This window comes from Streptomyces sp. NPDC003393 (genome assembly GCF_053589015.1).
In genome coordinates this window covers 65,698-82,804 of the sequence record NZ_JBSFRB010000011.1, presented here as the reverse complement: position 1 = coordinate 82,804, position 17,107 = coordinate 65,698, and the positions used below count along the sequence as shown (strand labels likewise).

Sequence of the window (17,107 nt, the reverse complement as noted above, 5' to 3'; positions counted from 1 at the left end):
TCCCCGCCTACCGAGCGGTGCCCTCGAACAGTGCCAGTTGGTCCTTGACCCAGGGGTCGAACACCGCCAGGCGCGTCGCGGCCGCCGGCTCGAACATGGCCAGTTGGCCCGCCACCCAGGCGTCCGGGACCCGGTGGGTGACGTCGGCGACGCGTTGACGGTGGCAGTCGTGGCCGGAGCCGGTGTTCACCGTGGTGATCCGGGCGGGGACGGGCCGAGTGGTGTGAGCGGTGGCCGCCGTGGCGGAGCCGCCCGCGGCGAGCAGGGCTCCGGCGGCGACTGTGACGGACACGCCCGCGGCGGCGATCCGACGCATCAGCTTCTTCACGATGTTCCCTCCTCCTCGGGTCGGAAGCATCAGGTCGGCGCGCCTACCCGCCCGCACACGCCACACACCGGCCGCGGCGGAACATCTCCCTCCGGATGCGGGATCCTCTAGAGCAGCGAGTGCCGCCCCACTCCCCCGGCCGGTCGACTACCGGGCGGCCCCTGCCCAGGGCGCAGAGTGCGGGGGCCGCCCGTGCCTCACGGTCCTGTCACAGCGCAAGGCAATACGACGCTAAAATCCCCGCGCCCGGTCACGCCCGCCGGGCGCCTCGCCCGGGTGAAGAAGACCACCCCGTTCGGCCCGGTCCCTCGTCTCGAGCGGTCGGTCGTGCCGCATGCCGGTCGACGCGAGGATCGGTCCCGCTCTGCTCGGCCGGTTCCTCCCAGTGAAAAGAGGCAAGGGCAGACCCCTGCCCGGACACATCGGGTCCGTCCGGTTCGGGATCGACCTCACCCTGCCGTCGACGGACCAGGTGCCCGAGGGCGACGAGGGCGCCGAGCAGCAGGCCGACCAGGCAGACCGTGAAGACCGCGAGGAGGACGACGCCGAGCAGGCCGTATCCGGTCAGGGTCGCCACGAGGCCGACCGGGTTCATGCATCCACATGCCAGCATGACGACACGGTCCCCGCACGGGGCGCGGCCGAGTGGGCATGTGGCCGATCGGTGTTCCGAACGTGCCCGTGGCGCAATACGGTTCGGTGGGCTGCCGGTTCAGGAGGGCTCGGCGGTGCGTACCGCGGTCGCGCACAGGGTGGTGTAGGTCATCGTGAAGCGTCCGCCCAGAGAGTCGATGGCGTTCCCGACCGCGTCCAGTATCGCGGCCAGCTGATCGCGGCGGAGCCGGGTGAGGCCACCAGTCGTGGGCAGCAGGTCCAGCCACTGGTCGCGTGTGTAGGTCCGCTCCCAGTCGTATCGCTCCTGTTCCACATCGGTGAACCGGCCGGTTTCCCGGATCCTGTCCCCGCACTTCGCGTAGACGGCCTGGTAGGCGTCGAGCGGCCGGCGATCCGGCCCGCCGTTGAACGGGAAGTCCGGCACCACCCGCCGAAGGGCGGCGGCGAACGGCTCGGCCACCTCGGCGGGTGGCTCGTACACGTGCCCGAAGATCGCCAGCCGTCCTCCCGGGCGCAGCGCCTGTGCCGCCTTCACGGCGCCCGCCACCGGATCCACCCAGTGCCACGACTGCGCGGCGACGACCGTGTCGAACGTCCGGCCCTCCGGCCGCCAGGCCTCGAAGGTCGCCGTCTCGACCCGCAGCCCACGGGCTCTGGCGAAGTCGGCCATGCGCGGGTCGGGCTCCACGCCGAGCACCGTGCAGCCCGCGGCCTGGAACTGGCGGGCCGCGATGCCGGTGCCGCAGCCGACGTCGAGGACGTCGGGGCCGGGGCTCCCGGCGACGATCCGCACCACCAGCGCATCGGGGTAGCCGGGGCGGGCCCGGTCGTAGCGTCGGGCGTCCACGCCGAACGACTCGGCCATCCGGCGGGCTTGGTGCGGCTGGGCCGGGGAAGGTCCCATGGGTGAAGTGGGCATGTGCCCACCTTAGTGGGCGTGCGCCCACTGGACAAGGGATACGATGCCGGGGCGACGCACGAGAGGACCTGCGAGTGCCGACTGGAGTGCACCTGCGCGATGCGCGACAGCAACTGTTCGACGCCGCCGAACGCGTGCTTCTGCGCACCGGACCGAGCGGGCTGACCAGCCGGGCCGTCACCGACGAGGCGGGCTGCGCCAAGGGCGTCCTGCACCGGCATTTCGACGACTTCGACGCCTTCCTCACCGAACTCGTGCTCGATCGGGCCGCACGGCTCGAGGCGCAGGCGGGCGCGTTGCGCGACTCCGCCGGCACCGGCACCGTCGCGGAGAACCTCACCCGCGCACTGACCACCCTGTTCGGCCCGGTTCCCGTGGCGATCATCCCGCTGATCACCTTCAGGGACGAACTGCGGGCACGGCTGCGCCGGGTCCGTCCCGGAGGCGGCATCGCGATCCTCTCCGAGGCCACCACCGCGATCTCCGCCTATCTGGCCGACGAGCGGGCACGGGGCCGTATCGCGGCCGACACCGACATCGACGCGCTCACCCTCTCCCTCGTCGGTGGCGGACATCTCCTGTTCGCGGACCGCGACCCCGGCCCGCCGACCACGTCGGTCGTGGACAGGTTCGTGACATCGGTGATCGCCGACGCCGTGCACCGACGGCCGCACCGGGACGCGGAACGACCTGCCGGCCACCACGGCTGAGCCCGACCGCCACCGGGAGCACCGCCGGGGCCATTCGGAGGCGTCGCGGTAGCGCCTGCCGGGCACCGCCCACACGCTGGAGCCGGACGTGAACGCTCCGCCGCGCCCTCGGGCGCGGCAGCAGGATCCTGGAGGATCGTGTGACTGCCCCGTCGCCCGCCACCGACGCGCCGCCGGCCCGGTACGACGACCTGCGCGCACTGGTGTTCAACTGCACCTTGAAGCGCTCACCGGAGAAGAGCAACACCCAGGGGCTGATCCACCGCAGCACCACCATCATGGAGTCCCAAGGGGTGCACGTCGACGTGGTGCGGGCGGTCGACCACGACATCGCCACCGGTGTCTGGCCCGACATGACACAGCAGGGCTGGGCGTCGGACGCCTGGCCGGAGCTGTACCGGCAGGTCACGGCGGCGGACATCCTCGTACTGGCCGGTCCGATCTGGCTGGGCGACAACAGTTCCGTGATGAAGCGGGTGATCGAACGCCTCTACGCCTGCGCCAGCCTGCTCAACGAGGCCGGGCAGTACGCCTATTACGGCCGCGTCGGCGGCTGCCTGATCACCGGCAACGAGGACGGCGTCAAGCACTGTGCCATGAACGTCCTCTACAGCCTCCAGCACCTGGGATACACCATCCCTCCCCAGGCGGACGCCGGATGGATCGGCGAGGCGGGTCCCGGCCCGTCGTACCTCGACCCCGGCTCCGGCGGCCCGGAGAACGACTTCACCAACCGCAACACCACCTTCATGACCTGGAACCTGCTCCACCTGGCCCGGGCGCTGAAGGACCTCGGCGGCATCCCCGCCTACGGCAACCAGCGCACGGCCTGGGAGGCCGGATGCCGCCACGACTACGAGAACCCCGAGCACCGATAGACCTCGAGCCGCGGCCAGGGGAACGGCTCCGGGACCGACTCCGAGGACACCCCCGGGCCCCGGTCCCAGGGACGCCCTCAAGCACCCCCCCCGGCGGACGCGCTCAGGCGTCGGCCAGGGGAACGACCTCGCGCTGCGGACCCCCGAGCACGACCTTCAGCGCTCCCGTCTCGGCGGCGTGGGCGAAGACGTCGTACGCCTCCTCGATGCGCTCCAACGGGAACGTGTGGGTGATCAGTTGGGAGACGGGCAGCCGGCCGGCCGCGGCCATCTTCAGCAGCGCGGGCGTCGTGCGGGTGTCGACCAGGCCGGTGGTGATGGTCACGTTCTTGATCCACAGGTCTTCCAGGTGGAGCGTCGCGGGCGCGCCGTGCACGCCGGCGTTGGCCACATGACCGCCGGGCCGCACCATGCGCGTGCACAGCTCGAAGGTCTCCGGCACGCCCACGGCCTCCACGACGACGTCCGCGCCGAGTCCGCCGGTGAGGTCGGCGACCAGTTGCTCGGGCTCCTCGCGGGCGTCGGCCACGGCCTCGGCGCCCAGCTTCCGCGCGGCCTCCAGACGGGCCGGGGCCAGGTCCACGGCGATGACGCGCTCGGGAGCGAACAGCCGTGCGGTGGCGATGGTCGCGAGACCGATGGGACCGGCCCCGACCACGACGACGGTGTCCCCGGGCCGCACCCGTCCGTTGAGCACGCCGATCTCGTAGGCGGTGGGGAAGATGTCGGCCAGCAGCACCGCTTCCTCGTTGGTGACCGCGGCGGGCAGCGTGTGCACCGACAGGTCGGCGAACGGCACCCGGACGAACTCCGCCTGCGTGCCGTCGACGCGGTGGCCGAGGATCCAGCCTCCGCCGCCCAGGCACTGGCTGTACATGCCCTCCCGGCAGAAGCGGCACCGGCCGCAGGAGCTGATGCAGGACACCAGCACCCGGTCCCCCGGCTGTACGGTGCGCACGTCGGCGCCCACTTCGACGATCTCGCCGACGGCCTCGTGCCCGAGCACCGTGCCGGGACGCACCTCCGGCACGTCCCCCTTGAGGATGTGCAGGTCGGTGCCGCAGATCGTGACGGTGTCGACGCGCACGACGGCATCGGTCGGGTCCTGGACGTCCGGGTCGGGAACCTCCTGCCAGGCGGCCTGCCCGGGACCGTGGAAGACGTAGCCCTTCATACGATCACCAGCTTCCTGTCTTCGGGCCTTGTCGCCGGGTTCCCCCGCCGGGCGGGTTGCCGACGCCGGTCCGGTCGTCAGTGTGCGTGCGGCTGGCGCGGGTGCGCGCCGGGGTTCAGCGCCCGGACCACCCGGAACCCTGCTGGAGGACGTCCAGCCGGCGCCGGTACTCGTCCTCGTCGATCTCGCCGCGGGCGAAACGCTCTGCCAGCACTTGCTCGGGGGTGGGGCGTCCGGTGCCGCCGTGTGCCTGCGCCTGTCCGGCGCCGCGGTTCAGCGTGCGGAAGAGCAGTACACCCACGGCTATGAGCAGCACCCAGAACAGCAGCATCCCCAGGCTCACGGCGAACCAGCCCCAACCGGGCGCGCCGTGCGGGAACCAGAACATCGTCACCACCCTTCCTGGCGCATTCCCGCCGCAGGGCCGCCACCTCGTGCGGCAGAAGACCCCACTGCCACGGTCGCACCGCCCGCAGGGCCGCGCGAGTGGCCGCGGCGGATGGAACGGAGGGAGGCTGGAGGAAGGCGACCGATGTGATCCGGCAGCTGGTCCGGATCACCCGACGGCCGTGAGCGAACCGGACGGCCGGGGCGAAGGAGGCAACTGATGAAGGTCGGAGTGCTGACCGGCGGCGGTGACTGTCCCGGCCTGAACGCCGTGATCCGCAGTGTCGTCCGCAAAGGCGTCCAGGAGTACGCCTTCGACTTCGTCGGGGTGCGGGACGGCTGGCTGGGCCTGCTCCAGAACACCGTCGTGCCGCTGGACATCCCCGCCGTGCGCGGCATTCTCCCCCGCGGCGGGACCATCCTCGGCTCCTCCCGCACGAATCCGTTCAGACACGAGGACGGGCTGCGACGCGTACGGGACACCCTGGCGGCGCACGACGTCGATGCGCTGGTGGTGATCGGGGGAGAGGACACGCTCGGCGTGGCGACGGAGCTGAACGCGCAGGGAGTCCCTCTGGTCGGCGTACCGAAGACCATCGACAACGACGTCTCCGGCACCGACTGCACCTTCGGCTTCGACACCGCCGTGGATATCGCCACCGAGGCCATCGACCGTCTGCACACCACCGCCGAGTCGCACATGCGCACCCTGGTGGTGGAGGTGATGGGACGGCACTCCGGCTGGATCGCCCTGCACGCCGGTGTCGCGGGCGGCGCGAACGTGATCCTCATCCCGGAGCGGCCGTTCGACCTCGACCAGGTCTGCGAACAGGTCAGGAGCCGATTCGAGATCAACTACGCGCCGATCGTCGTGGTCGCGGAGGGCGCCGTCCCCAAGGAGGGGCAGATGGTCCTCAAGGACCAGTCGCTGGACGAGTTCGGGCACGTGCGGCTGTCCGGCATCGGCGAGTGGCTGGCCCGGCAGATCTCGGACCGCACCGGGAAGGAGGCCAGGACCACGGTCCTGGGCCACGTCCAGCGCGGCGGCACCCCGAGCGCCTTCGACCGGTGGCTGGCCACGCGCTACGGGCTGCACGCCATCGAGGCGGTCAAGGACGGTGACTTCGGCGCCATGGTCGCCCTGCGGGGGACCACGATCGTCCGCATCCCCCTGGCCGAGGCCACCGCGAAGCCCAAAGTGGTCGATCCCGCGCTGTACGACGAGTTCGAGGTGTTCTTCGGCTGACGCGGCCCCCGCCGCGCCTCCCACCTGGCAGGCGTCCGCCAGAGCGACCGCTCGGCCGTCAGCCGGCATGCGGTACGACGGCCACCGGGCAGCGGGTGTGGTGCAGCACGGCGTGCGGGACGGGACCCAGCCGGCCCTCGCCAGGTGCCCGCTGGTCGGTGCGCCGGCCGACGACGAGCAGAGCCGCGTCCTGGGACGTGTTGAGGAGCGCCTCTGCCGGATGGAGCAGCAGGACATCGGTGCGGGCCGCGACTCGCGGGTACTTCTCGCGCCAGGGGCGCAGTGCGTCGGAGAGCCGCAGGACCTCCTGGTCCTCCCAGGTGGCGCGGTCCTCCTCGGTCACCACCAGGGTCTGCGCGGAGACGGCCTCGGCGGGCAGGGCCCAGGCTTGGATCACCCGCAGGCCGCCTCCGCGCGCCTCGGCGGCCGAGAAGGCGAACTCCGCCACCTCGCCCACCGGGCGGTGTGCGTCGAATCCCATCACCACCTGGTCCGCGCCCGGTGCCGCCCAAGGGTCTTCCCCGAAGGCGCCGGGCTGTTCGGGCACCAGCACGACGGGGCAGGGGGCCGCCGCCACCACTCGCAGGGCGACCCTGCCGACCGCCAGACCGTCGAAGCCGCCCGCCCCGCGCGTCCCGACGACGAGGAGTGCGGCCTCCCGGGCCGCGGCGAGGAGGGCCGTGGCCGGGTCGTCGTCGGACTGCTCGCACCGCACCTCCACGTCCGGACAGCGGTCGCCCAGGTCGGCGGCCACCTGCCGGAGCATCCGCTCACCCAGGTCATGCAGCCGGTCCGCGGCCGCGGCCGGCACGGCAGGGCCCGGCAGCGGTGGGGAAGCATGCAGCAGACGGAGCGGAACGCCGCGCCACGCGGCCTCCCGCGCGGCCCAGCGAGCGGCCGCGAGACCGCGTTCGGATCCGTCGACGCCCGCCAGCACCGGGTGGCTCATCACGTCCTCCTTGCGCCCGCCGGAACCTTCGTCCCCGCCCGCCTCGGCCGCTGCCCGGCCACCCGCCCGTGCCCGTGGTGCCGCCACTGTTCGGCCATGGCCCCGGCCTCACCGGTCCGCGGCTGTGATGCGGCGTCCGGTGAGGCGGGTGAACGGCACTCTCACCCAGAGCAGGCGCACGCCGCCCGCCCAGGGTTCGGAGTAGGCCCGCTCCTCCAGCCGGCGCACCATGTCCGGGTCGTCGACGGCCTCGGCACGGCCCCCCACGAGCACACTCCAGCCCTGGCTCATCGCCTCGTCGAGGTGGTCGACCTCGAAGGCGACGTCGGAGCCGACGGCCCTGGCGGGGGCGGAGCCGGGCACGCTGCGGAAGTAGAGGGCCTCGCCCAGTACGTCGTAGTTGACGGGGAACGCGACGGGCCCGTCCGGACCGGTGAACGCGATACGCCCCACTCCGTGCGTGGACAGCAGCGCCCGGCACTCCTCCGGGGTCAGATCGGTCAGCCGTGGGTGCAGCAGTGCCCTTCCCTGTCCCGGCGGGAACTCCTGGTCGCCGCCCCGCAGCGCGACGAGTGTGGTGCCGAGCGCGTCAGCCAGTCGCAGGACGGTCGTGATGCCCGGCTCCGACGGGTGCTGTTCGAGATAGGCGAGATAGTGCGGCGACATACGGGCACGGGCGGCCGTCTCCTCCAGGCTGAGCCCCTGCCGCAGGCGGGCCGACGTAAGACGCCGTCCGAAGTCCCCCGGCTTCCCTCCCGGTCCGGCGGCCGCCTCCGCCGGGGCCGGCCCACCGGCCGCGGCCCCTTCCCGGCCCGCGAACCGGGCTTCGGCCCGCCCCTCCCGACCCGTGCGCCGGACGTCCTCTTCGTGGCCCAGGTGCTGGACGTGCGCGTCCGGTCCGGGAAAGACCAGCGTGATCTCGCCCGTGTCGGACCAGCGCACGTCATAGGGCGGTGTGCCGTCGTCGTGGTGCAGGCCGACGATCTCGCCGTCGCGCCGGACGACCCCGGTGACCGGGCTCTCCACGACCAGTCGATCGCCTAGCTGAGCGTGCATGGTCATGCCTTCCCTCGGGCGTCCGTCTCCCAGGATCGCCCGCGCCCGTCGCCCGCACCAACGGACCAGGGTCACCAGGCGCTCCGCCCTGGTGGTGCCCGCGCCGGTGCCGTCAGGCGGGCCGGGACGACGGCGGCCATGAGGTGGGTTCCGGCGGCGCCGTGCCGGTGCTCCCGCCCGGCGCCTGTCCGCGTGCGCCGGGCCGGAGCCGACGCCGCGCTCCTCGCACCGGCACTCCCGCCGCGGCCGGCCCGCGCGACCGACCTGCGGTCGATCCGCGCCGCCGCGGCAAGTGGCACTCGCCCTGCGGGAGTTCGGTGTGATGTTGGCCCCCGCGTGGTCCGCCGTCCCGGGACCGGCGGACCAACGCCTCGATGGGCGCTGCCGCGGGGTAAACGGAACCTAACCCTCCGGGCGCTGGAACGGAAGCCCCACAGAGGTGTGGCGCAGCTCATATCGATCGGCAGAGCCGGCGAGGAAAGGCGCCTCGGTCGCGCCTTTAGGTCGGGATCTGGCCGATAACACGGCTAGCGTCTCCCCCATCAGCGGAACCCACTCCCGAAAGGCGACGACGATGACCGAGACCACGCCCGTCCACGAGCCCGCCACCCGCGACCACGGCGACGCACAGCCCGTCACCGGCGAGCGTGCCGACCTGCTGGAGACACTGGCCAAGCACCGGCACTTCCTGCGGGGCACCACCCGTGACCTCGACGACGAGCAGGCCGGGCGCCGGACCACCGTCAGCGAGCTGTGTCTGGGCGGTCTGATCAAGCATGTCAGCGCGACCGAGCGGACCTGGGCGCGGTTCATCGTGGAGGGTCCCTCGGCGATGGGCGACTTCGCCGCCATGACCGAGGCCGACTGGGCGCGACGGGCCGACGAGTTCCGGATGCTGCCCGGTGAGACGCTGGCCGGCGTGCTCGACGCCTACGCGGAGGTGGCCCGGCGGACCGATGAGCTGGTGCGGACCCTGCCCGACCTGGACGCCGCGCACCCGCTGCCCAAGGCCCCGTGGTTCGAGCCGGACGCGCGATGGTCGGCCCGCCGGGTGCTGATGCACATCATCGCCGAGACCGCGCAGCACGCCGGCCACGCCGACATCATCCGCGAGTCCCTGGACGGCGCCAAGAGCATGGGGTGAGGGCCGGTCGCCGACGGCGAGAGAGGGCGCCCCGGCCGGGCTGGTGGGCGTCGTGCCGCGCGGCCGGTCATCCCGGCATGAAGCGTACGGGCGTTCCTGCACGAGCCTGCGCGGCCTGGGCGAGGGCGGCTTCCGCGACCACGCCGATCACCGGGTAGCCGCCTGTCGTCGGGTGGTCGTGGAGGAACACCACCGGGCGGCCGTCCGGGGGCACCTGAACCGCACCCAGAACCATGCCCTCGCTGGGCAGTTCGCCCGCCGACCGGCGTTCCAGCGCCGGGCCTTCGGTGCGCAGGCCGATGCGGTTGCTGTGCGGGGACACCCGGTAGGTCGCCGCCGTGAGGGTGCGCAGCGCCGCCGGGGGGAACCAGTCGGCGCGGGGACCGAAGCCGAGCGGCAGGACCAGTACGGCGGGCGGCGCGGGCCAGGGGGCGGCGCCAGGCAGCGCCGGCTGTCGGCCGGGGGCGCCCAGCGGGAGCACATCCCCGTCGCGCACGGGCGCCGGGCCGAGCCCGGAGAGCAGGTCGGTCGAACGGCTGCCGAGGACCGGCTCGGTGGCGATGCCTCCGGCGACCGCCACGTACGTGCGCACTCCGGCAGTCGCCGTCCCCACGTTCAGCACCGCGTCCGCGGGCACCCGTACCGGCGCGCCCCAGGCCACCGGACGGCCGTCGACGGTCACCGGGCAGGGCGCACCTCCGACCACGACGGTGACGGCGTGGTCGGGCCGCAGGGCGCAGCCGGTCAGGGTGGTTTCCAGTACGGCGGCGTCCGACTCGTTGCCCAGCAGCCGGTTGGCGAGGGCCGCTGCGGGCGCGTCCAGGGAGCCGGAACGCGGAACACCCAGGTGGGCGTACCCGTGGCGGCCGGCGTCCTGGACCGTGGTGAGGGCTCCGGAGCGTACGACGGTGAGTTTCGCGCTCACGCCGCACCGTCCTCCGGGATGAACCGCACGCGTGTTCCGGGTGTGAGAAGGGCGGGGTCGTCGCGGGTGAGGTCCCACAGCGGCGCCGGGTCCGGCATGGTGCCGATGAGCTGCCAGCCGCCGGGCGTGGCACGGGGGTACACCGCGCTGTAGGGACCGGCGAGTGCCACCGCCCCGGCCGGGACCCGGGTCCGGGGCGTGTCGCGGCGCGGGACGTGCAGGTGCGGGGGCAGTCCGGTGAGGTAGCCGAAGCCAGGGGCGAAACCGCAGAACGCGACCCGGTACGTGTACGCGGAGTGCCGGGCGGCGACCTCCTCCGGGGCGGTCCCCCACAGTGCGGCCACGGTGGCCAGGTCCGGGCCGTCGTAGCGCACGTGAATCTCCACCACTCCCCCGTCGTCGGCGGCGCGCGGCGGCATGTCCCAGCCGGCGAGACGACGGGCGAGTGCCCCGGGATCGGGCACTCCGTCCAGCAGGACGGTGCGCGCCCCCGGCACGATCTCCGCCACCGGCGGCAGGGTCCCCGCGGCGCGCCGCCTCAGCAGTTCGGTGTGGAAGGCCACCGTGTGCTCGGCGTCGGGCAGTTGGACGAGCAGCGCGTGCCGCCCGACGGGGCGCACCTGGGGCGACCGGTCTTCCGTCACGCGAAGGCCCCTACGCCGACCCCGGCCGCCTGGAGCGCCTCGCGCACGCGGGACGCGATCCGGGCCGCGCCGGGTGTGTCGCCGTGCAGGCACAGCGAGCGGGCGGCGACCTCGACGGTCGTGCCGTCCACGGCCTCGACGGAGCCCTTCACCGCGAACTCCAGCGCGCGCCGGACGACCGCGTCGCCGTCGCTGATCACGGAGTTCGCTTCACGGCGTGGCACGAGGGTGCCGTGAGGGGTGTAGGCGCGGTCGGCGAAGGCCTCCGGTACGCCGGTGAGCCCCGCCTCCCCGGCGGCGGCGAGCAGCAACGATCCCGGAAGCCCCAGCAACGGCAGCCGTCCGCCTGCCAGTTGGACGCCGGCCACCACGGCCGCGGCCTGCTCGGCGTCGTGCACGGTGCGGTTGTAGAGCGCGCCGTGCGGCTTGACGTAGGCGACCTCGGCGCCGGCGGCCTCGGCGAAGACCCGCAACGCCCCGATCTGGTAAGCGATCTCGGCCGCCAGTTCGTCACCGGGTACGTCCATGGCGCGCCGCCCGAACCCGGCCAGGTCGCGGTAGGAGACCTGCGCGCCGATCCGAACGCCCCGCTCGGCGGCGAGATCGCAGACGCGGCGCATCACCGAAGGGTCGCCCGCGTGGAAGCCGCAGGCGACGTTGGCGCTGGTGACGACGGAGAGCAGGGCGTCGTCGTCGGTGAGGCTCCAACGACCGAAGCCCTCACCGAGGTCTGCATTGAGGTCGATCACGTCCAGAACGTAGACGATTGTTGAACGATCCGACAAGACCTCGATTCCGTGTTCCGCGACACTGTCGCGAACCCATCCCTGGTTCGCGCCCCGCGGCCGCCCTTCACCGGGTGTGAGTAGGTCCGGTCAAGGAAACGGCACCGAGATGACTGACGGCCGACGCCGCCTGACGGGCCGTCGGTCCGCCGGTCCGTCCTCAGCTCCCCCGGCGGTCGAGGCCGGCGACCTCACGCACGGCCTCGGCGACGGCCGGGAAGTCCTTCTTGAGGATCGCACCGTGGTTGCTTGCGACCTTCGCGCCGATCTGAATGTTCGGGTTGCGGACGGTCACCGCATCGATGCCGGTGCGTATCCGTTCCTGCTCATCACCGCGGCTCCCGAAGGACGCCCCCGAAGCGACCACGTACCGCACCGGAACGGTGATGCCGTCCAGCACGGGGCCCAGCTCGCTCTCGCGGGAGAGCCTGCCGAGCTCGATGTTGCTGTCGGCCTGCTGTTCGGCGGTCATCCGCGGGGCCAGGCCCGTCGGGCGCAACAGCGGCAGGAACCAGCTCATCCGCCTGAACAGCTTCCGGATCCGCCGCTCCATGGCCTCGTCGAGCCAGTCGTACGGGAACGCGCCGTCGACCAGGACCGCACCCACGGCACGCGCCGGATTCCGGTCGGCCCAGTGCGCCCCGACCAACGCCCCGTAGGACCAGCCCACCACCAGCGCCCGGCCCACACTCCTGGCCGCGAGAACGGCATCGACATCCCGGACGGCCGCCTCGAAGGAGTAGTCCGCCGAACGCTTCGATGCGCCGCGGGCCCGCTCGTCATAGGTGATGTGCCGCCACCCCGGCCCCAGTTCAGCGATGACCCGTCGCCAGTACCCCCGAGTGGCGAACTGGCCATTGAGGTAGACCACCGGGACACCGGGACCGCCGGTGTCGGTGACGGCCAGGGCCGTATCGTCAACCGGCACCATGCCGGTCCACTTCGAGCCGGCCGAGGAAGTGCTGTTCTTCGTCATGTGTTCCCCTGGTCGTGTGTGAGCGTCGTGTGCGACTTCGGGCGCTGCGCGCGGATGTGAGACCCCGACCGAGTCCTGTCGTCGAACGCGCGTCGTCCGCCCGAGGGCGGGCTCTGCGGCGCCAGGTGTGTGCTCTCGGTGTGCCGGGCGCAGACGCACGTACTGGACACGTACGAGGGTCTGTGTCCGGTGCCCCGAGAGGGCGTGCATGGCTTGGCGGGGCAAACGGGGGTTCGGCGACAAGGCCTGGGGACGGACGGCCGGGTCCTCGGCGACGACCGGCAGGATCGCGATCGCGGTGAGCCCGGCCGGCCGGCCCTGGTGCTGCTCCTTCAGAGGCTGCGGGCGGTGATGTCGCCGTAGGAGGTGGTGGCGCGGATGTTGAGGCCGGCGGCGGCGCCATCGGCGTTCAGGAGCGCGTTGCCGACCCGGCCGTAGCCGGTGCCGGCGTCCAGGGAGGCGGAGACCCCGCGGGCGACGCCCACCGAGATGTCGCCCTTCCGGGAGCTGAGCGTGACCGTCCCGTGCACGGCCTCGGCGATCCGGATGTCGCCCCTTGCGGTGCTGATCTCCCCGGATCCGCCCAGCCGGCCGACCTCGACGTCGCCGTCGACCGCGGTGAGCCGGACACTCGCGGCCTCGTCGATCTTGATCCGGGGATACGCGCCTTCGAAGACGACGTCGCCGAGGCGGCCGACAACGCGGAGCTCGGCGCTCGCGGCCCTGGCCTCGACGCGGGAGTCGGCGGGCAGTTGGACCGTCACCTCGACAGATCCGGATGCGCCCAGAATCCGGTTCTTCGCCCCCGGGGCCTCGATTCGCAGGACGCCCTCGCCGTAGGTGACCTCGACCTGTTCTGCCGCCTTCACATCGCGGCTCCTGGCGGCGTCGGCGGGCCGGACCTCGACCGTGGTGTCGGCCCGGTCGGCGGCGACGAACTGGATGCGCCCCGCGGGAATGTCGACGACGGCGGAGACCGGGGCGGGGGTGGCGTACTCGTGCATCGTGCACTCCTCGGTTTCATTGTTTCTGATATTGAAAAAGCTACGTTGCATTCGCACTACCCACAACAGACTCGTTGCATAGAATCGCAATAACAGCAGATGAGAGCCAGGAAATCGTTGCAACGGCTTGGACCGTAACGCAACAATCCATACTAGTCTCGTTGCAATGAAGTGAAGATGAACGCTATGCTGCAGCCCCAGGAACCACGAAGGACCACCGACCCGCGAAGGGGACCGCGATGCCGGGAGGCAGGCTCACCCAGCAGGAACGTCAGCAGATCGCGCTGGGACTGGCCGACGGCCTCGCCTACGCGGAGATCGCCAGACGCCTCGGCCGCCCGACCTCGACCGTCACCCGCGAGGTCATGCGCAACGGCGGCCCCACCGCCTACCGCGCCGACCTTGCCCACCGCGCCACCGAGCGCCGCACCCGCCGGCGCAGGCCGGCGGTACCCCGTGATGCGACGGTGCCCCCGGAGGCCCACGGACGCGACGCCGAGGCGGTGCGCGAGTACGAAGAGACGCTCACCACCGTCTTCATAGGCTCGGGCACGCCCAAGATGATGGCCCGGGTGATGGCCTGCCTCTGCACCAGCGACGCGGGCAGCCTCACCGCGTCCGACCTCGTCCAGCGGCTCCAGGTCAGCCCGGCGTCCGTCTCCAAGGCGATCGCGTTCCTGGAGAGCCAGGATCTCGTCCGCCGGGAACGCGACGAACGCCGCCGCGAGCGCTACACCATCGACGACGACGTCTGGTACCAGGCCATGATGGCCAGCGTCCGCTCCACCGCCCAGGTCGCCGAGACCGCCCGCCAGGGCGTCGGCATCCTCGTCCCCGGCACCCCGGCCGCCGTCCGCATGGAGAACATCGCCCGCTTCCTCGACCACGTCTCCGAGAGCCTGGCCCGCGCCGTCGACCAGGCCCGCGATGTCCTCCACACGAAGTCCGGACCAACCTCGGACGTCACCGCCCGACCAAGTCCGGACCAGCGGGATCAAGCGGGTTGATCGGATCGGCGTACGCTGACACGCTGCCGCTGTGGATCTAGGCCCTTCGCCCGCGACGACTTCCCCCGTGGACGGCTGATCGAGTTGCACGAAGTGGCGGACGTGGCGTGCTTCCTCCTGTCGGCCCGCGCCAGCGGGGTCAACGGCACCAATGTCTGCGTGGACGGCGCCCAGGACCACCCGAGCGCGGGCCGGCTCTTTCCGTAGACGCCGCTGACCGAAGGGCCCGCAGCACGAGCCCGACGAGTGGCGGCTTCCCGTCCGGCCATGGGCTACGGGCCTGGTCGCGGAAGCCATCCGCACCATCCTCCGCACCGTCCGAGCGTCCGGGCTCCTGCCGAGCTGAAGGCGTGCCACGCGTTCCTGGACGCGGGCGATCCTCGACTCCTCACGCGGTTCACGGCAGGTGGCTTCCCTCGCCGCCGTCGACCCTCCCGCCGCCACTCCGGTCACCACCCCGAACTCCCCCACCTCTGGCAGGTTCACCGGCGTGACGCGCCGCGGGACGTGATCCACACGACGGGACCGCCCCCGGGCCCGTCGGGCCGGGCGCTGACCACATGTCAAGCAGCGACTCGCCGTGAGCCGCCCGCACCTCGACCTCGCGAAGGGTGAGACAGTGTCAGGAGATCACCTCGAAAGCCTAATTGTCATTCAATCTGCCAGGTCAGTCACCACTTTGAGTTGCCGTCAGCTCTTCCGTGAGCCCCTCCGCGTACCCCGATCGGCCCTCGGAGCCGGGGTTCCGGATGCGCCCGAAATGACAGGTATGTGCGGCGTCAGTACGTTCGATCATGCGTCGGCTGCACAGCCGATCCCTCTCTCTGAGTTGAGACAGGAGAAGCGACATGATCATGACCCGCTCCAACGCCATCACCGCGGCTGTCGCCGCCGCGGCGGCCCTGGCCGCCACCGGGATCACCTACGCGGCTGCCGCCCCCGCGCCGGAGGCCGCCCCCGCCGCCGCCGTCCAGCAGGTCCCCGCACAGGCGCCCATGGGCGGGGACACCAGCAACAACAGCAAGGGCAACGAGGGCAACAACAACCGCGGTGGCGGCCACGGCGGCGGCCACTACCGCGACTACGGGTGGATCCACATCAACGAGCGGTCCTACTCCGCCCACCCCAGCGGCTGCGTCACCGTCGTCAGCGGCCTCGGCTCCACCAGCCTCAACATCCGCAACGACAGCAAGAAGACCGTCGAGGTCTTCCGCGGCGTCACCTGCGACAACGGCGCCCCCATCGCCACCGTCGGCCCGCGCAGCGAAAGCAACGGCGTCCGCCCCGGCTGCGTCGAGCACGGTCTGAAGGTCAAGGACGGCGTCGTCGCCAGCTTCCGGGTCGTGGAGCGGCACAAGGGAGACAGGGGCGACTACTGAGACACGCCCCGCCGCGTCCGTCGCGCAGCGCCCCGGCCCGCCGTAATCGGGCCGGGGCCCCGCGCCCGGACGCCTGACCCAGAACCCCGGCCTGCCGTAATCGGGCCGGGGTTCTCGTCTGCGACTCGGCCCGGAGGCAACCCCGCTCGGGATGCCCCACGCGGCCGACGCCCGACGTTCTCGCGCCCGCAACGTCATCCTAGAGCGGGCCGGCGGGCCCGGCACGCCCGCTTCGGCCGTTTTCCCCTCTCATCGGCTCGCCCACCCGGCGACTTCTGCCGGAACACGCCCCGGCGGTGCTTGACACCAGCGCCTGCCACCGTCCCTCCCGCCGGTCATGGACCGGGCCCGGACGGGTGACGTGCGTGCCGGCCCGGTCACCGCCGGCTGAGAGTGCCGCTGCCCAGGGCGACGCCGGCGCGGGCGCACATCGGCCCGTCTCCCCGGCGGGAGAGCAGCACCACCTCGGTGACCTCGGCGGACAGCGTACCCAGCCGGGCGGCGCACTCGGCGGCGAGTTGCCTGGGCTGCCGGGTCCGGCCCAGGGACAGGTGCGGTGTGAACTCGCCGAAGCGACCCGCGCAGCGCGGGAACCTCTCGGCGAGGCCCTCGTAGAGGCGGACCCACGGCGCCGGGCCGGCCGCGGCCGGGTCGAGCCAGACGGTGGCGTACGCCCGGTGACGGAAGAAGCGCACCCCGGCCAGCCGAGCGGCGAACGGAGGTATCTCCGCCACGGCCGCGGACAGCAGCGGGGCCGCCCGCCCGAACTCCTCCTCGGGTACGAATCCGAACAGCACGTTGACGTGGGGCGGCCAGCGTCGCACCTGTGGGTCGTGCTCCCGCCGGATGTCCTGTATCGGGGCCCACAGTTCCGGCGGCGGAAGCCACGCCACCGCCGCCCGCGCCGTCGGCGCCACGTCCGAAGTGGCCGCGCCGGGCCCCGTTCCCATGCCGTCAACCTCCGCCGCCGACCTCCTCCCG

Annotated in this window: 20 protein-coding genes; 7 read left to right on the top strand and 13 right to left on the bottom strand. The window is 72.5% G+C overall.

Annotation, left to right across the window (positions count from 1 at the left end; genetic code table 11):
* Positions 1-7 precede the first annotated feature (7 nt).
* The 3 genes from ACWDUZ_RS14225 to ACWDUZ_RS14215 all read right to left on the bottom strand — a co-directional run bounded on the left by ACWDUZ_RS14225 (position 8) and on the right by ACWDUZ_RS14215 (position 1,862).
* Entirely contained in the window at positions 8-328 is a 321-nt protein-coding gene (locus ACWDUZ_RS14225) for a hypothetical protein (protein WP_451632081.1), read from the bottom strand.
* Between the two features lie 250 nt (positions 329-578).
* Entirely contained in the window at positions 579-941 is a 363-nt protein-coding gene (locus tag ACWDUZ_RS14220; RefSeq protein ID WP_451632080.1) for a hypothetical protein, read from the bottom strand.
* Positions 942-1,040: 99 nt separating this feature from the next.
* Positions 1,041-1,862, bottom strand: a complete 822-nt coding sequence (locus tag ACWDUZ_RS14215) for a class I SAM-dependent methyltransferase (RefSeq protein ID WP_451632079.1) — start codon at positions 1,860-1,862, stop codon at positions 1,041-1,043.
* A 74-nt stretch (positions 1,863-1,936) separates the two neighbouring features.
* On the opposite strand from ACWDUZ_RS14215, the gene ACWDUZ_RS14210 reads away from it, so the two are divergent.
* Together ACWDUZ_RS14210 and ACWDUZ_RS14205 are read left to right on the top strand one after the other, a co-directional pair.
* On the top strand, positions 1,937-2,572 hold the full coding sequence (locus ACWDUZ_RS14210) for a TetR/AcrR family transcriptional regulator (protein WP_451632078.1): 636 nt from the start codon (positions 1,937-1,939) through the stop codon (positions 2,570-2,572).
* A gap of 140 nt (positions 2,573-2,712) precedes the next feature.
* Entirely contained in the window at positions 2,713-3,450 is a 738-nt protein-coding gene (locus ACWDUZ_RS14205) for a flavodoxin family protein (protein WP_451632077.1), read from the top strand.
* A 103-nt stretch (positions 3,451-3,553) separates the two neighbouring features.
* On the opposite strand, the gene ACWDUZ_RS14200 is transcribed toward ACWDUZ_RS14205, so the two are convergent.
* Both ACWDUZ_RS14200 and ACWDUZ_RS14195 read right to left on the bottom strand, forming a co-directional pair.
* Positions 3,554-4,624: a zinc-dependent alcohol dehydrogenase family protein gene (locus tag ACWDUZ_RS14200; protein ID WP_451632076.1), complete on the bottom strand. Its 1,071-nt coding sequence runs from the start codon at positions 4,622-4,624 to the stop codon at positions 3,554-3,556.
* A 115-nt stretch (positions 4,625-4,739) separates the two neighbouring features.
* A complete protein-coding gene (locus ACWDUZ_RS14195) occupies positions 4,740-5,012 on the bottom strand; it encodes an SHOCT domain-containing protein (protein WP_451632169.1) in 273 nt (90 codons plus the stop codon).
* A 219-nt stretch (positions 5,013-5,231) separates the two neighbouring features.
* Here ACWDUZ_RS14195 and ACWDUZ_RS14190 point away from each other — a divergent pair, with 219 nt between their 5' ends.
* Positions 5,232-6,257, top strand: coding sequence for a 6-phosphofructokinase (locus tag ACWDUZ_RS14190; protein WP_451632075.1), 1,026 nt, complete (start codon positions 5,232-5,234; stop codon positions 6,255-6,257).
* A gap of 58 nt (positions 6,258-6,315) precedes the next feature.
* Here ACWDUZ_RS14190 and ACWDUZ_RS14185 read toward each other — a convergent pair whose 3' ends face one another.
* The gene (locus ACWDUZ_RS14185) at positions 6,316-7,206 is read right to left on the bottom strand and encodes a universal stress protein (RefSeq protein WP_451632074.1); all 891 of its coding nucleotides are present in this window, start codon (positions 7,204-7,206) and stop codon (positions 6,316-6,318) included.
* Positions 7,207-7,314: 108 nt separating this feature from the next.
* Positions 7,315-8,262, bottom strand: a complete 948-nt coding sequence (locus tag ACWDUZ_RS14180; protein ID WP_451632073.1) for a pyridoxamine 5'-phosphate oxidase family protein — start codon at positions 8,260-8,262, stop codon at positions 7,315-7,317.
* Between the two features lie 574 nt (positions 8,263-8,836).
* On the opposite strand from ACWDUZ_RS14180, the gene ACWDUZ_RS14175 reads away from it, so the two are divergent.
* Complete coding sequence (locus ACWDUZ_RS14175; protein ID WP_451632072.1) at positions 8,837-9,406, top strand: DinB family protein; 570 nt, start codon at positions 8,837-8,839, stop codon at positions 9,404-9,406.
* Between the two features lie 67 nt (positions 9,407-9,473).
* On the opposite strand, the gene ACWDUZ_RS14170 is transcribed toward ACWDUZ_RS14175, so the two are convergent.
* From ACWDUZ_RS14170 to ACWDUZ_RS14150, 5 genes are all read right to left on the bottom strand, one after another.
* Positions 9,474-10,331 (bottom strand): 5-oxoprolinase subunit C family protein, encoded by an 858-nt coding sequence (locus ACWDUZ_RS14170; protein WP_451632071.1) that lies wholly within the window; start codon positions 10,329-10,331, stop codon positions 9,474-9,476.
* Positions 10,328-10,975, bottom strand: a complete 648-nt coding sequence (locus ACWDUZ_RS14165) for a 5-oxoprolinase subunit B family protein (RefSeq protein WP_451632070.1) — start codon at positions 10,973-10,975, stop codon at positions 10,328-10,330. Before ACWDUZ_RS14165 ends, ACWDUZ_RS14170 begins: the two co-directional genes overlap by 4 nt.
* Positions 10,972-11,724, bottom strand: a complete 753-nt coding sequence (locus tag ACWDUZ_RS14160; protein WP_451632069.1) for a LamB/YcsF family protein — start codon at positions 11,722-11,724, stop codon at positions 10,972-10,974. Before ACWDUZ_RS14160 ends, ACWDUZ_RS14165 begins: the two co-directional genes overlap by 4 nt.
* A 196-nt stretch (positions 11,725-11,920) precedes the next feature.
* Positions 11,921-12,736, bottom strand: coding sequence for an alpha/beta fold hydrolase (locus ACWDUZ_RS14155; protein ID WP_451632068.1), 816 nt, complete (start codon positions 12,734-12,736; stop codon positions 11,921-11,923).
* A gap of 332 nt (positions 12,737-13,068) precedes the next feature.
* Positions 13,069-13,740 carry a DUF4097 family beta strand repeat-containing protein gene (locus ACWDUZ_RS14150; protein ID WP_451632067.1) on the bottom strand — a complete coding sequence of 224 codons (672 nt, stop codon included), beginning with the start codon at positions 13,738-13,740 and terminating at the stop codon, positions 13,069-13,071.
* A gap of 239 nt (positions 13,741-13,979) precedes the next feature.
* On the opposite strand from ACWDUZ_RS14150, the gene ACWDUZ_RS14145 reads away from it, so the two are divergent.
* The 3 genes from ACWDUZ_RS14145 (at position 13,980) to ACWDUZ_RS14135 (ending at position 16,126) form a co-directional block, all read left to right on the top strand.
* On the top strand, positions 13,980-14,747 hold the full coding sequence (locus tag ACWDUZ_RS14145; RefSeq protein WP_451632066.1) for a helix-turn-helix domain-containing protein: 768 nt from the start codon (positions 13,980-13,982) through the stop codon (positions 14,745-14,747).
* A gap of 15 nt (positions 14,748-14,762) precedes the next feature.
* Complete coding sequence (locus tag ACWDUZ_RS14140) at positions 14,763-14,954, top strand: SDR family oxidoreductase (RefSeq protein WP_451632168.1); 192 nt, start codon at positions 14,763-14,765, stop codon at positions 14,952-14,954.
* Between the two features lie 641 nt (positions 14,955-15,595).
* Entirely contained in the window at positions 15,596-16,126 is a 531-nt protein-coding gene (locus tag ACWDUZ_RS14135) for a hypothetical protein (protein WP_451632065.1), read from the top strand.
* Between the two features lie 377 nt (positions 16,127-16,503).
* On the opposite strand, the gene ACWDUZ_RS14130 is transcribed toward ACWDUZ_RS14135, so the two are convergent.
* Entirely contained in the window at positions 16,504-17,076 is a 573-nt protein-coding gene (locus tag ACWDUZ_RS14130) for a 2'-5' RNA ligase family protein (RefSeq protein WP_451632064.1), read from the bottom strand.
* Positions 17,077-17,107 lie beyond the last annotated feature (31 nt).

What these genes read in the sequence shown, in the direction of transcription:
- ACWDUZ_RS14220 (WP_451632080.1), bottom strand. Translation starts at nt 941, where the DNA reads ATGCTGGCATGTGGATGCATGAACCCGGTCGGCCTCGTGGCGACCCTG.
- ACWDUZ_RS14215 (WP_451632079.1), bottom strand. Translation starts at nt 1,862, where the DNA reads ATGCCCACTTCACCCATGGGACCTTCCCCGGCCCAGCCGCACCAAGCC.
- ACWDUZ_RS14200 (WP_451632076.1), bottom strand. Translation starts at nt 4,624, where the DNA reads ATGAAGGGCTACGTCTTCCACGGTCCCGGGCAGGCCGCCTGGCAGGAG.
- ACWDUZ_RS14195 (WP_451632169.1), bottom strand. Translation starts at nt 5,012, where the DNA reads ATGTTCTGGTTCCCGCACGGCGCGCCCGGTTGGGGCTGGTTCGCCGTG.
- ACWDUZ_RS14190 (WP_451632075.1), top strand. Translation starts at nt 5,232, where the DNA reads ATGAAGGTCGGAGTGCTGACCGGCGGCGGTGACTGTCCCGGCCTGAAC.
- ACWDUZ_RS14185 (WP_451632074.1), bottom strand. Translation starts at nt 7,206, where the DNA reads ATGAGCCACCCGGTGCTGGCGGGCGTCGACGGATCCGAACGCGGTCTC.
- ACWDUZ_RS14180 (WP_451632073.1), bottom strand. Translation starts at nt 8,262, where the DNA reads ATGCACGCTCAGCTAGGCGATCGACTGGTCGTGGAGAGCCCGGTCACC.
- ACWDUZ_RS14175 (WP_451632072.1), top strand. Translation starts at nt 8,837, where the DNA reads ATGACCGAGACCACGCCCGTCCACGAGCCCGCCACCCGCGACCACGGC.
- ACWDUZ_RS14155 (WP_451632068.1), bottom strand. Translation starts at nt 12,736, where the DNA reads ATGACGAAGAACAGCACTTCCTCGGCCGGCTCGAAGTGGACCGGCATG.
- ACWDUZ_RS14150 (WP_451632067.1), bottom strand. Translation starts at nt 13,740, where the DNA reads ATGCACGAGTACGCCACCCCCGCCCCGGTCTCCGCCGTCGTCGACATT.
- ACWDUZ_RS14145 (WP_451632066.1), top strand. Translation starts at nt 13,980, where the DNA reads ATGCCGGGAGGCAGGCTCACCCAGCAGGAACGTCAGCAGATCGCGCTG.
- ACWDUZ_RS14135 (WP_451632065.1), top strand. Translation starts at nt 15,596, where the DNA reads ATGATCATGACCCGCTCCAACGCCATCACCGCGGCTGTCGCCGCCGCG.
- ACWDUZ_RS14130 (WP_451632064.1), bottom strand. Translation starts at nt 17,076, where the DNA reads ATGGGAACGGGGCCCGGCGCGGCCACTTCGGACGTGGCGCCGACGGCG.